Annotated in this window: 12 protein-coding genes, 1 pseudogene and 1 riboswitch; of the genes and pseudogenes, 5 read left to right on the plus strand and 8 right to left on the minus strand. The window is 71.9% G+C overall.

Annotated elements, in window-relative coordinates; genetic code table 11:
* Nucleotides 1–224 precede the first annotated feature (224 nt).
* On the plus strand, nucleotides 225–1745 hold the full coding sequence (locus AB0N06_RS14535; protein ID WP_366135026.1) for an NAD(P)/FAD-dependent oxidoreductase: 1521 nt from the start codon (nucleotides 225–227) through the stop codon (nucleotides 1743–1745).
* 110 nt (nucleotides 1746–1855) lie between these two features.
* Here the strand turns inward: AB0N06_RS14535 and AB0N06_RS14540 are convergent, their stop codons facing one another.
* From AB0N06_RS14540 to AB0N06_RS14575, 8 genes and pseudogenes are all read right to left on the minus strand, one after another.
* Nucleotides 1856–2767 (minus strand): hypothetical protein, encoded by a 912-nt coding sequence (locus tag AB0N06_RS14540; protein WP_366135027.1) that lies wholly within the window; start codon nucleotides 2765–2767, stop codon nucleotides 1856–1858.
* 50 nt (nucleotides 2768–2817) lie between these two features.
* Nucleotides 2818–3735, minus strand: a complete 918-nt coding sequence (metF, locus tag AB0N06_RS14545; RefSeq protein WP_366135078.1) for a methylenetetrahydrofolate reductase [NAD(P)H] — start codon at nucleotides 3733–3735, stop codon at nucleotides 2818–2820.
* 155 nt (nucleotides 3736–3890) lie between these two features.
* Complete coding sequence (gene thiE, locus AB0N06_RS14550) at nucleotides 3891–4544, minus strand: thiamine phosphate synthase (RefSeq protein ID WP_366135028.1); 654 nt, start codon at nucleotides 4542–4544, stop codon at nucleotides 3891–3893.
* A 114-nt stretch (nucleotides 4545–4658) separates the two neighbouring features.
* Complete coding sequence (locus AB0N06_RS14555; RefSeq protein ID WP_366135029.1) at nucleotides 4659–5024, minus strand: Rv2175c family DNA-binding protein; 366 nt, start codon at nucleotides 5022–5024, stop codon at nucleotides 4659–4661.
* 42 nt (nucleotides 5025–5066) lie between these two features.
* On the minus strand, nucleotides 5067–5501 hold the full coding sequence (locus AB0N06_RS14560; protein WP_366135030.1) for a hypothetical protein: 435 nt from the start codon (nucleotides 5499–5501) through the stop codon (nucleotides 5067–5069).
* A gap of 104 nt (nucleotides 5502–5605) precedes the next feature.
* A pseudogene (locus AB0N06_RS14565) lies at nucleotides 5606–5761 on the minus strand (peptide-N4-asparagine amidase); the annotation flags it as partial.
* Between the two features lie 90 nt (nucleotides 5762–5851).
* Nucleotides 5852–7105 (minus strand): FAD-dependent oxidoreductase, encoded by a 1254-nt coding sequence (locus tag AB0N06_RS14570; RefSeq protein ID WP_366135031.1) that lies wholly within the window; start codon nucleotides 7103–7105, stop codon nucleotides 5852–5854.
* Nucleotides 7106–7133: 28 nt separating this feature from the next.
* Nucleotides 7134–7475: a hypothetical protein gene (locus AB0N06_RS14575; protein ID WP_366135032.1), complete on the minus strand. Its 342-nt coding sequence runs from the start codon at nucleotides 7473–7475 to the stop codon at nucleotides 7134–7136.
* Between the two features lie 106 nt (nucleotides 7476–7581).
* Nucleotides 7582–7694, plus strand: a riboswitch (TPP riboswitch).
* On the opposite strand from AB0N06_RS14575, the gene thiO reads away from it, so the two are divergent.
* The 4 genes from thiO (at nucleotide 7692) to pknB (ending at nucleotide 11977) form a co-directional block, all read left to right on the plus strand.
* Nucleotides 7692–8900 carry a glycine oxidase ThiO gene (gene thiO / locus AB0N06_RS14580; protein ID WP_366135033.1) on the plus strand — a complete coding sequence of 403 codons (1209 nt, stop codon included), beginning with the start codon at nucleotides 7692–7694 and terminating at the stop codon, nucleotides 8898–8900. Its footprint overlaps the riboswitch before it by 3 nt.
* The gene (gene thiS / locus AB0N06_RS14585; protein WP_366135034.1) at nucleotides 8897–9115 is read left to right on the plus strand and encodes a sulfur carrier protein ThiS; all 219 of its coding nucleotides are present in this window, start codon (nucleotides 8897–8899) and stop codon (nucleotides 9113–9115) included. Before thiO ends, thiS begins: the two co-directional genes overlap by 4 nt.
* Before the next feature lie 2 nt (nucleotides 9116–9117).
* Nucleotides 9118–9912: a thiazole synthase gene (locus AB0N06_RS14590; RefSeq protein WP_366135035.1), complete on the plus strand. Its 795-nt coding sequence runs from the start codon at nucleotides 9118–9120 to the stop codon at nucleotides 9910–9912.
* Nucleotides 9913–10036: 124 nt separating this feature from the next.
* Entirely contained in the window at nucleotides 10037–11977 is a 1941-nt protein-coding gene (gene pknB, locus AB0N06_RS14595; RefSeq protein ID WP_366135036.1) for a Stk1 family PASTA domain-containing Ser/Thr kinase, read from the plus strand.
* Nucleotides 11978–11979 lie beyond the last annotated feature (2 nt).

Consider the following 11979-nt stretch of genomic DNA (forward strand, 5'->3'; position numbering starts at 1 on the left):
GTCGGTACCGGCCGCTAACGGCCTGCCCCACGATAGGGAGTGGAGCAGCGAGCGGCGTCGTGCGGCTTCGATGGCAAGGCGGAGGAGGAAGTCGACGCGAAGGGGGCCCCTCCCATGCCCTTAAGGCCATGGGGGAGTCGGTGACTGACGACAACGCCGCAAGCGGAGTCGCAGGGCGTCGGGCGCCCACTCCCTATCGTGGGGCAGGCCGTAAGGTCACTGCCATGGCACGTATTGCGGTGATCGGCGCCGGGATGGGCGCGATGGCGGCGGCCGCCCGGCTGGCCGTGGCAGGCAACCAGGTGACGGTGTACGAGCGGTCGGAGACGTTCGGCGGCTCGGTCGGCCGATATGCCCGCGACGGCTTCATGTTCGACACCGGCCCCTCGCTGCTGCATCTGCCGGCCGTCTACCGCGACCTGTTCGTAAAGACCGGCAAGGAGCCGCTGGAGCGGTGCGTCACGATGACGCAGGTCGATCCGGCGAGCCACCATCTCTTCGCCGACGGCACGGCGGTCTCGCTGCCGAACGCCTCGCGCGCCGGGGTGGTCGCCGCCCTGGACAGTGCGCTGGGGGCCCGCGCGGGCGGCAGCTGGGGCGAGTTCCTGGACCGGGCCCGCGATGCCTGGGACCGGTCCCGGCGGCCGCTGCTCGAGGAGCCGTTGCGCCCCGACTGGGAGGTGCTGGGCCGCGATCCGTACCCGGCACTCCGGCAGCGCCGACTGCTGCGCTCGGCCCGTCTGGCGGGCACGGTCGCGGAGGTCGGCGCCTGGGAGCTGACGGACCCACGGCTGGCCGCTCTCCTCGACGGATACGCGTTGTCGTACGGCCTCGATCCGCTGCGCGCACCGGCGAGCGCGGCCCTTCTGCCGTACATGGAGGAGACGTTCGGCAGCTGGTACGTGGCGGGCGGAATCCGGGCGCTGGCGCAGGCGGTGTACGAGCGGTGCCTGGCCCGGAAGGTGACGTTCGTCTTCGGCGCCGAGGTGGCCCGGGTCGTGGAGAGGGACGGCCGGGCAGCGGGCGTCGAGCTGGCCACGGGCACGGTCACGGAGGCCGACCATGTGGTGCTGGGGGCCTGGCCGCACCCGGGTCTGATACCGGGTCAGGGGATCTGGCAGAGCAATGATGTGACGGCTCAGCCACGACCGGGCGGCGGGACGGCGGTGCCGGGCCGGTTCCAGGTCCTGCTGTCACTGCGCGGCGCCCGGCCCGCGGACGCGGTGCACCGGACGGTGGTGCACGGCGCGGACGGAGCGGCGGAGCGCGAGGCGGTGTTCGGCGGCCGGCTCGCCGCAGGTCCCACGGTGACGGTGATCCGCCCCGACGACCCCACGACCCGCCCCGACGACGCGCACGAGGCAGTGACGCTCACGGCGACGGTCGCCCCGCACGGCGCGGTGGACTGGACGGACGGTGCGCTGCGCGAGCGGTACGCCGCCACGCTGATCGAGGCGGTCGGCGCAGCCGTTCCCGGGATACGGGAGCGGGTGCTCCACGCCGAGGTGCGGACGCCCGCGGAGAGCGCGGCCGACACCGGCGCCGAGGGCGGTTCGGTGCCCGCGCCCGCGCTGGCCGGGGCCGGGGGCGCGTATCTGCATCCAAGCAACCGCACCCGGTTGCCCGGGCTCTACCTCGCGGGCGGCTGGTCGCACCCGGGCGGCGGCCTCGCGCACGCCGGGATGTCGGGGGCGCTCGTCGCCGGGCTCATCGTGGAGGGGGACGGCTTCCGCGGCTCTCAGTGAGGGGCCCGATGCCCCCGAGGGGGCGGGTGCCGGGCACGTCCGGTCGCCGCTCCGTTCCTCCAGCAGCCGTCGGGTTCGGCGGCCTTCACCCGACGGCGCGGCTCGCCCCGTCAGTAGCGGTACTGGTCGTTGTAGCCGGTGTCGTGGCCGTTCGGGAACGGCGCGGGCTGCTCCGGCGTCAGCGGCGGGTACTGCTCGCCCTCGCGCTGCTGCGGCACCCAGACGCCGCCCGGCGGCGTCTCGGAGGCGTACTGCTGGGCGTAGGGGTCTGCCGTGAACTGCTGCTGACCGCCATGGCCGTCATGGCCCGCGTACGGGTCCTGCGCCCCGTACTGCGGGGAGCCGGTGGTGGTGCCGATGTACGGGTCGGAGTACGCGGCGTACTGCTGCCGGCCCGTGCCGTAGTCGTACTGCCCGGCGTAGGGGTCCTGGCTCGCGTACGTGCCCTGCCCGCCGTAGCTGTCCTGGCCGGCGTACGAGTCCTGCGCGGCCGCGGTGAACGCGGAGGAGTCCGGGTACGGGTCGTAGGAGGCGTACTGGGGCTGTGACTGCTGCGCGGGCTGGGGGTCGGTGTAGATGCCGTACTGCCCGGTGTCGTCGGGCAGCGGCTCCGGCTCGTAGACCGCGGCCCCGCTCGCGGGAGCGGGGCTGTTCGCCCCGTCCTGGTCCGAGCGGTCGTACTCCATCTCCAGATCCGACACCTCCAGCGTCGGCTCCCGGCGGGTGTCCCGGCCGCCCCCCGACCGGCGGCGACGGCTCTCGCCCGGCCTGCCCCCTATGGCCCAGCCGGTCGAGAAGCCGCGCCGGAACGAGAGCGTGACGTACGTCTGGCCGGTGGCGAACGCGATCGCGCCGACGGCGATGACGAACACGGACGGGATCAGTACGCCGACAACCACACAGGCGAAGCCGCCGAAGGCGAGCAGGCGCCAGCGAAGGCGCGCCTTGTACTGCAGCAACACCTCGCCGAGCAGCCACAACGCCACGATGCCGAACGCGATGTAGAGGACCGTCCAGCCCATGTCCGCCCCCTCCTACGGCCACCGCCCCGGGTCGTGGCGGATACGGCCGGTCAGGACTGCTTGTGCAGTCCGAGATTCTCGTAGATTTCGAGCGTCGCCGTCGAGTTGTTGAGCGTGATGAAGTGCAGTCCGGGCACACCCTCGGAGCGCAGCCTCGCGCAGAACTCCGTCGCGAACTCAATCCCAATGGAGCGTACAGCGGCGGGATCGTCCTTGACGGCGAGGATGCGTTCTTTCAGCGACGACGGCAGCGACGCGTTGCTGAGCTGCGGAAACCGCTCCAGCTGCTTGACGCTGGTGAGCGGCATGACCTCGGGGATGATCGGCGTGTCGCAACCCGCAGCAACCACTCGGTCACGCATACGCAGATAGTCGTCCGGATTGAAGAACATCTGCGTGATCGCATAGTCGGCGCCGGCGCGGCACTTGTCCACGAAATGCTGGATGTCGGTGTCCCAGTCGGTCGAGCGCGGGTGCATCTCGGGAAATGCGGCGACGCCGACACAGAAATCGCCGGATTCCTTGATGAGCCGGACGAGATCGGCCGCGTACCGCACACCCTGCGGGTGCTCGACCCACTCGCCCATCGGGTCGCCCGGCGGGTCGCCGCGCACGGCGAGGATGTTCCTGATTCCGGCATCCGCGTACTGCCCGATCATGTTGCGGAGTTCGGCGACGGAGTGGTCGACGGCGGTCAGATGGGCGACCGGGGTGAGCGTGGAATCGGCAGCGATCTGCTGGGTGGCCCGCACCGTTCCGGCCCGGGTGGAACCGCCGGCGCCGTACGTCACGGAGACGAAGCTCGGCCCCACTGCCTCGACACGGCGCAGGGCATTCCAGAGATTCCGCTCGCCCTTCTCGGTTTTGGGTGCCCAGAACTCGAACGAATACGACGTCTTGCCGGTCGCGAGAAGCTCACGCACAGTGCGTGCGTGATCTGTCCTGGTAGAAGGAGTGCCAAGGGCCATACTGAAGGTTAACCAGGACTCGAGGGTGCCTCGACCAGACCAGCGGTAATTGCCCGAATTGACTGGTGGTTTGTCCAGCCCTCGGACACTCTTCGCGCAGTCTCCGGGCGGACCCGGCCGTACATGGATGCCCTGCGGCATTCCTGACGTCCTTGTCAGACGTCGGCGCGTGCTCTGATCCGCTTCGCGAGCCCGGCGGCGGCCGCGGCCGGGTCGTCGGCCTCGGTGATGGCCCGTACGACCACGACCCTGCGCGCCCCCGCGTCCAGCACCTGGTCGAGGTTGTCCGCGTCGATCCCGCCGATGGCGAACCACGGGCGCGTCCGGCCGAGCGAGGCGGCGTACCGCACGAGGTCGAGGCCCGGGGCGTGCCGACCGGGCTTGGTCGGGGTGGGCCAGCAGGGTCCGGTGCAGAAGTAGTCCACGCCGGGCTCGGCGACGGCCGCGTCGACCTCGGACTCGGCATGTGTGGAGCGGCCGATCACCACGTCCCCGCCGATGATGGCCCGGGCGGCGGGCACGGGCAGGTCCCCCTGGCCGAGGTGGAGCACATCCGAGCCGATGGCATGGGCGACATCGGCCCGGTCGTTCACCGCGAGGAGCGTGCCGTGGCGCCTGCAGGCGTCGGCGAAGACAGCGAGGTGTTCGAGCTCCTCGGCCGCTTCCATGCCCTTGTCGCGCAGCTGGACGATGTCGACGCCGGAGGAGAGCACGGCGTCGAGGAACTCGGGGAGGTCACCCTCGCGCCTGCGGGCGTCCGTGCACAGATAGAGCCGGGCGTCGCTCAGCAGCGCGCGAGGAGTGGGCATGGTGCGGTTCCCCCTTGGGACGGAGCGGTACTGCTGGTGGTGCGGAGCGGCTCGACGCGGGGGGACGGGCCGCGCAGAGGCGCACGGCCCGTACCCCGCGTACGGTCGTCCCGGTCAGACGGCGAGCGCCTGGGCGCGGCGCTTCACCTCCGTGCCGCGATTCTCGCTCAGCGCCTGTGCGGGGGTACCCGGCAGGGTCGGGTCAGGGGTGAAGAGCCATTCCAACATCTCTTCGTCGGAGAAGCCGTCGTCCCTCAGGAGCGTCAGGGTGCCGGTGAGGCCCTTGACCACCTTGTTGCCGTCGATGAAGGCAGCAGGCACCTGGAGCGCCCGGTTCTCACCACGTCGTACGGCGATGAGCTGGCCTTCCTTGACCAGCTGCCGCACGCGCGTCACCTCGACATCGAACATTTCTGCGATATCGGGGAGGTGGAGCCAGGCAGGGACGAGAGCATCGATCTTTGCGTCAATCTCGGTCACAGGACAAGCCTGCCATCCCGCACTGACAGCCGATACCCGGACTCATCCCTTCAGGGCCTCGCGAACCACGTCCGCGACGCGGCAACGGGACTCCTGGCCGCTGGTGATCCAGCCGTGGGCGGACTCCAGGACACGCGAGTAGCAGGCCCCGGCGTCGGCAGTGCCCCGGCACTTCTCGGCCGAGGCTCCGCCCACGGCGGTGACCACGCCGCCCGTGCGGGCGAGGTTGCCGGTCGAGTCCACGGTGTCGTCCGTCACGGCGTCCGTGCGCCACACACGCGCGGAGCCCGTCCGGGAGGTGTCGATCAGCACACGGCGCTGGGTGACGGCGGCCCTCAGGTCGTAGTTGTTGTGGTCGCCGTAGACCGGGATGTCCATGTCGACGTCGATGGGGCAGGACCAGGCGTGCCGCTGTGCGCTGGTACGCCCGCCCGTCCTGGTCGTCACCGTGGTGGCGCCGTGGTCGCGCTGGTGCATCGTCTGCTGCTGCCCGGCCCTGGAGACCGTGTCCGTGTCGGTGTACGCGAATTCCTGCTCGACGGTGGTGGTGATCCGGCCCTTCGAGGTCGGACGTAGCCCTCGGTGATGTCCTTGGCGACGTGCCAGCTGATGCCGTCGTCGTCGGGCTCGGCCGTGCTGGTGCGGAAGACCTCCGCGCCGCCGACGAACACCGCGGCGAGACGGTCGTACTGACGCCCCTTCACGCTGCCCGACCAGTCGAGGACGACCTTGTTCCAGGGGCCCTCGCACCGGGCGGGCGGGCGGGCGGGCGGGGTGAGCGTGGTGGTGTACGGAGATTGCCCACCGGCCCCTTCAGGGGAAGGCCGTTACTGACGTACCGTCGATTTCAGCGGCACGGAGGGATCGGCCGCCCGCACCTCATCGAGCCGCGCCCCCGCCTCGATGAGCTTGCGCCCCTGGGCCAGGTCGCGCGGCCGGCCGACGGCGAGGACGGCGACCAGCACGCCGTCCCGCAGCCAGAGCACCGACCAGGCGGGGCCGTCCGGGTCGCCGCGCCACAGCAGAGTGTCGGCGCCCCCGTGATGGCCCGCGTACTGCACGAACCGGTCGAACTGCTCGGACCAGAAGTACGGCACGGGGTCGTACGTGACCGGCTGCGGTGCCCCGCGGGAGCCGGCGCCGATGATGTTGGCGGCGGCGGCCCGCGGCCCCTGGACTGCGTTGTCCCAGTGGTGGACGAGGAGGCGCGTGCCATATCGCGCGGAGGGGAAGGAGGCGCAGTCCCCGACGGCGTACACATCGGGCAGCGAGGTTCGCAGCGCTTCGTCGGCGGTCACCGATCCGTCCGGTCCGAGCGCGATGCCGGAGCCGGCCAGCCAGGCGGTGGCGGGCCGGGCGCCGATCCCGACGACCACCGCTCCGGCCGCGAGTGCGCGGCCGTCGGCGAGGACCACCCGGCCGGGCTCGATGCGGGCCACCGGGGCACCGGTGAGGAGTTCCGCGCCGCTCTCCCCGTACCAGCGGGCCATCGGAGCGGCGACCTCGGCGGGCAGGACGCCCGCGAGCGGCCGGTCGGCGGCCTCGACAACGGTGACCTCGCAGCCCGCGGCGCGGGCCGCGGTGGCGAACTCCGCGCCGATCCACCCGGCGCCGACGACCACGACGCTGTGCTGCTCACCGAGGACCGGCCGCAGCCGTGCGGCGTCGTCGAGGGTGCGCAGCAGATGGACACCGCGCACACCCTCGGAGCCCGGCAGCTCGACCGGTTCGGCGCCGGTGGCGATGACCAGGACGTCGTACGGGACGGGGCCTGTCGGGGTGTCCAGTTCGTGCGCCTCGGACCGGAGACCGGTCACGTCGCGGCCCAGTTGCAGCTCGATGTCGAGCGCCTCGAAGTCGATGTCGAAGGCGGAGCCCTCAGCCTCGCCGAGCAGCACCGCCTTGGACAGCGGCGGCCGGTCGTAGGGCTGGTGGGGTTCGGCGCCGATCAGGGTGACCGGGCCGGTGAAGCCCTGTTCCCGCAGGGCCACCGCGGTCTGCACACCTGCCATGCCCGCACCGACGATGACGATGCGGCGCTCGGTCCGCCGGTCCGGCTGCTCAGTCTGCTGCTCGCTCACCTGTCCACCTTAAACACCTGACGGTCCGTCAGCTAGACAGCTCCTCGACCACGCTCGTCCCGCTGCCCTCCTGCGACTCCCACTCCCACCGCTCGTCCAGCCGCACGCGGCCGTCGGCGAGGTCGACGACGGTCGAGAGGCAGTGTCCGGAGGATGTCGTTCCGTCCTGCTTCAACTGGACGTACCGGAAGTCGAGTCGATCGGCGGTCCTGGTGCCGACGAGATGGCCCCGGACCACGTCGCCGCCCGCGTACTCGGCCCAGATCCGGCCGTCCTCCTCGTGGTACGTGAAGCGGGTACGGGTGCCCACCTGGCCCGGCGCCTGGTCGGCGACCGGCGAGAGGACGAGTTTGTCGAGCGAACGGGCCATGGTGGCTGCTCCCTTACAGGGTCCGGGGGACGGGGTCAGTGCCGTGACCGGCCATGTTTGCCGGACGGGGCAAAGCCTGCCGGGAGGGGCACTAGGGTGGCCACCGTAAGACACTCGCGGGAGCCCGGACGCACCGGGCTGAGAGGGAGGCTGGGCGGCCTCCGACCGTACGAACCTGATCCGGGTCATGCCGGCGAAGGGAGGGGCTGGACGCCCATGCGTTCTTCCGGGAACACATCCGTATCCGCACAAGGATCCGACGTCCTCGTCATCGGGGGCGGGATCATCGGTCTGGTGACTGCCTGGCGGGCTGCGCAGCGCGGTCTGCGCACCGCGGTCGTCGACCCCGAGCCGGGCGGCGGGGCCGCCCAGGTCGCGGCCGGGATGCTCGCCGCCGTCACCGAACTCCACTACGGCGAGCAGATGCTGCTCGGCCTCAATACCGCGTCCGCCGCGCGCTACCCGGCCTTCGCGGCCGAACTGGAGGCGGCGAGCGGCCAGGACATCGGCTTCCGCGCCTGCGGCACCCTTGCGGTCGCCCTGGACTCCGACGACCGCGCCCATCTGCGGGAGCTGCACGTGCTTCAGCAGCGTTCGGGGCTGGAGTCGGAATGGCTCACCGGCCGTGAGTGCCGTCGGCTGGAGCCCATGCTGGCGCCGGGCGTGCGCGGCGGTCTGCGGGTCGACGGCGACCACCAGGTCGATCCGCGCCGGCTGGCCGCCGCTCTGCTGACGGCCTGCGAACGGGCTGGGGTGGTCTTCCACCGCGACTGGGTGGAACGCCTCGGGGTGGCACGGGACCGGGCCACCGGAGCCGTACTCGCGGCCGGTACGGAGCTGGCCGCCGACCAGGTCGTACTCGCCTCGGGCAGCCTCAGCGGGCGGCTCGCCGGGCTGCCGGACGATGTCGTTCCCCCGGTGCGGCCCGTGAAGGGACAGGTGCTCCGGCTGACCGTGCCCGCCGCTTACGCACCGTTCCTCACCCGCACCGTGCGGGCCGTGGTCCGGGGCAGCCATGTCTATCTCGTCCCGCGCGAGAACGGCGAGCTCGTCGTCGGCGCGACCAGCGAGGAGATGGGCTGGGACACCACCGTCACGGCGGGCGGGGTGTACGAGCTGCTGCGCGACGCCCACGAGCTGGTGCCCGGCATCACCGAACTGCCGCTCACCGAGACCCGAGCCGGCCTTCGCCCCGCGTCCCCCGACAACGCCCCACTGCTCGGCCCCACCGCCGTGCCCGGCCTCCACCTCGCCACCGGCCATCACCGCAACGGCGTACTGCTCACCCCCGTCACAGGTGACGCGATGGCCGAGCTGCTGACCACCGGCGAGCTGCCCGCCGTGGCCCGCCCCTTCGCCCCCGGACGATTCGCACCCGCCGCCGTACCGCCCTCCGCCTCCGTACGTCAGGAGCAGCCCGCATGACCGACTCCCTTCCGCTCACCGTCTCCGTGAACGGCGATCCCCGTTCGATCGCCGCGGGCACCAGCCTGGAGACCCTTGTGGCGACTCTCACGGCGGCGTCCTCCGGGGTCGCCGCGGCCCTCAACGAGACCGTCGTCCCGCGCAGCCGCTGGTCGGCCGCCGCCCTCGCCGACGGCGACCGGATCGAAGTCCTCACCGCGGTCCAGGGAGGCTGACCATGTCCGACGATCTCTTCACCCTCGGCGGCACCACGTTCGGCTCCCGGCTGATCATGGGAACGGGCGGGGCGCCCAGTCTCGACGTGCTCGAACGCTCCCTGACGGCGTCCGGCACCGAGCTGACCACCGTCGCGATGCGCCGCCTCGACCCGACCGTGCAGGGCTCGGTCCTCTCCGTCCTCGAACGCCTCTCGATCCGCGTCCTGCCGAACACGGCGGGCTGCTTCACCGCGGGCGAGGCCGTGCTGACCGCCCGGCTGGCCCGCGAGGCGCTGGGCACCGACTGGATCAAGCTGGAGGTCGTGGCCGACGAGCGGACTCTGCTGCCCGACCCGGTCGAGCTGCTGGACGCCGCGGAGACCCTGGCGGACGACGGGTTCACCGTCCTGCCGTACACCAGCGACGACCCGGTGCTCGCCCGGAAACTGGAGGACGTGGGATGCGCGGCGATCATGCCGCTCGGCTCCCCCATCGGCTCCGGGCTCGGCATCCGCAATCCGCACAACTTCCAGCTGATCGTCGAGCAGGCCCGGGTGCCGGTCATTCTCGACGCGGGCGCCGGGACCGCCTCGGACGCGGCCCTCGCGATGGAGCTGGGGTGCGCGGCGGTGATGCTGGCGTCGGCGGTGACCCGGGCGCAGGAGCCCGAGCTGATGGCGGCGGCGATGCGGCACGCGGTGGACGGCGGACGGCTGGCGTACCGCGCGGGCCGGATCCCGCGTCGCCACTTCGCCGAGGCCTCCTCACCAGTGGAGGGGCGGGCGGTGCTGGACCCGGAGCGGCCGGCGTTCTGAGCGCGCGTCCGCCGGGTCCGTACGCTGCTGAAGCGCATGTCCCTGTCACGGCTCGGCTGCAGTACGGACCCGGGATCGCCCCGGCCCGTCGGTCGTGTCCGCGGTGGCTCGTAGACTCGGCTGCGTGGATAAGACCCTCCAGGACCCGCTTGTCGGGCAGCTCCTCGACGGCCGTTACCGCGTCGATGCCCGCATCGCCGTGGGCGGGATGGCCACGGTCTACCGGGCCATGGACACCCGGCTCGACCGGGTGCTCGCCCTCAAGGTGATGCACCCGGCGCTCGCGACCGACGCCTCGTTCGTCGAGCGCTTCATCCGTGAGGCCAAGTCGGTGGCCAGGCTCGCCCACCCCAATGCGGTCGCGGTCTTCGACCAGGGCGCCCAGGGGGCGTACGTCTACCTGGCGATGGAGTACGTCGCGGGCTGCACGCTGCGCGACATCCTGCGCGAGCGCGGCGCCCTGCAGCCGCGCGCCGCCCTGGACATCCTGGAGCCGGTCCTCGCCGCACTCGGTGCCGCGCACCGGGCGGGGTTCGTGCACCGCGACATGAAGCCGGAGAACGTCCTGATAGGGGACGACGGCCGGGTGAAGGTCGCGGATTTCGGTCTCGTACGGGCTGTGGGCACCGTCACGAACACCACCGGATCCGTCCTGGGCACCGTCTCCTACCTCGCCCCCGAGCAGATCGAGCACGGCACGGCGGACACCCGCGCCGATGTGTACGCCTGCGGTGTCGTGCTGTACGAGATGCTGACGGGCGCCAAGCCGCACAGCGGCGACTCCCCCGCCCAGGTCATCTACCAGCACCTCAACGAGGACGTCCCGGCCCCCTCGGCCGTCGTCCCCGGGCTCGCGGTCGAACTGGACCGCCTGGTCGCGAGCGCCACCGCCCGTGACCCCGAGGTCCGCCCGTTCGACGCGGTGGCCCTGCTGGCCGAGGCCCGCACCGCGCGCGCCGCGCTCACCGATGAACAACTGGACGCCGTACCGCCGCAGTCCCTCGCCGAGGCGCACGACGGCGCCGAGGACCGCACGAGTGTGATCCCCCGCGCCGAGGACCGCACGAGTGTGATCCCCCGGGTACTCCCGGACGGTCAGGGCACCGCCCACCACACCAGCCGGCTCGAGTTGCCCCCGCCGCTGCCGCCCGAGCAGGACCGGCAGGCCCGACGCGGGCCGCGGCGCGGAATGCTTGCCGCGATCGTCGCCGTGCTGCTGGTGCTCGGGGCCGGTGCCGGTGTCTGGTACATCAACTCGGGACAGTTCACCCGGGTCCCCTCCCTGCTCGGCCAGACCGAGAAGGAGGCCGGGCAGCGGCTCTCCGACTCCGGGCTGGAGCTGAAGAGCGTCAAGCGGGCCTACAGCGACAGCGTCGCGCGCGGCAAGGTCATCGACAGCGATCCGAGGTCCGGCGCCCGGATCCGGGGCAACGGCTCGGTGACGATCACCGTGTCGCGCGGCCCGGAGATCGTGAAGGTGCCCGCCGTCGAGGGCATCGCGCTGGCCGAGGCCAGGCAGGCTCTGAAGAAGAGCGGGCTGGTGCCCGGCATGGTCACCAGGGAGTTCAGCACGGAGTTCGACCGGGGCGACGTGATCCGTACGGATCCCGGAGCGGGCGCCGAGCGCCACCCCGACTCCGCGGTCGCCCTGGTCGTCAGCAAGGGCAGCCCGGTCGATGTCCCCGATGTCACCGGACTGTCGGTCCAGGACGCCACCGCCGCACTGGACGAGGAAGGGCTGAAGGCCAAGGTGCTGCCCGGCCGCGTCAACTCTCCCGAGGCCGAGGGCGACATCGCGCACCAGTCCCCGGGCCAGGGTGCCCAGGTCGCCGAGGGCGACACCATCACGCTCACGGTCTCCAAGGGCCCGCGGATGATTGACGTACCGGACGTCACGGGCAAAAACGTCGACGAGGCGACGAGGCTACTGAAGGCGGCGGGCTTCGAGGTCAAGGTCGACCGCCCGTTCCTCTCCTTCAGCGACAAGATCGCCAGTCAGTCCGTGGACGGCGGCAAGCAGGCCCCCGAGGGCAGCACCATCACCATCAAGACCAAGGGGCTCTAGAT

This window comes from Streptomyces sp. NPDC051020 (assembly GCF_040683105.1).
In the GTDB taxonomy this organism is placed as follows: Bacteria; Actinomycetota; Actinomycetes; order Streptomycetales; family Streptomycetaceae; genus Streptomyces.

Excerpts from the sequence above, each read along its gene's own strand:
- AB0N06_RS14535 (WP_366135026.1), top strand. The coding sequence starts at position 225 with ATGGCACGTATTGCGGTGATCGGCGCCGGGATGGGCGCGATGGCGGCG.
- thiO (WP_366135033.1), top strand. The coding sequence starts at position 7,692 with ATGCGTTCTTCCGGGAACACATCCGTATCCGCACAAGGATCCGACGTC.
- thiS (WP_366135034.1), top strand. The coding sequence starts at position 8,897 with ATGACCGACTCCCTTCCGCTCACCGTCTCCGTGAACGGCGATCCCCGT.
- thiE (WP_366135028.1), bottom strand. The coding sequence starts at position 4,544 with ATGCCCACTCCTCGCGCGCTGCTGAGCGACGCCCGGCTCTATCTGTGC.
- metF (WP_366135078.1), bottom strand. The coding sequence starts at position 3,735 with ATGGCCCTTGGCACTCCTTCTACCAGGACAGATCACGCACGCACTGTG.
- AB0N06_RS14575 (WP_366135032.1), bottom strand. The coding sequence starts at position 7,475 with ATGGCCCGTTCGCTCGACAAACTCGTCCTCTCGCCGGTCGCCGACCAG.
- AB0N06_RS14590 (WP_366135035.1), top strand. The coding sequence starts at position 9,118 with ATGTCCGACGATCTCTTCACCCTCGGCGGCACCACGTTCGGCTCCCGG.
- AB0N06_RS14560 (WP_366135030.1), bottom strand. The coding sequence starts at position 5,501 with ATGCACCAGCGCGACCACGGCGCCACCACGGTGACGACCAGGACGGGC.
- AB0N06_RS14540 (WP_366135027.1), bottom strand. The coding sequence starts at position 2,767 with ATGGGCTGGACGGTCCTCTACATCGCGTTCGGCATCGTGGCGTTGTGG.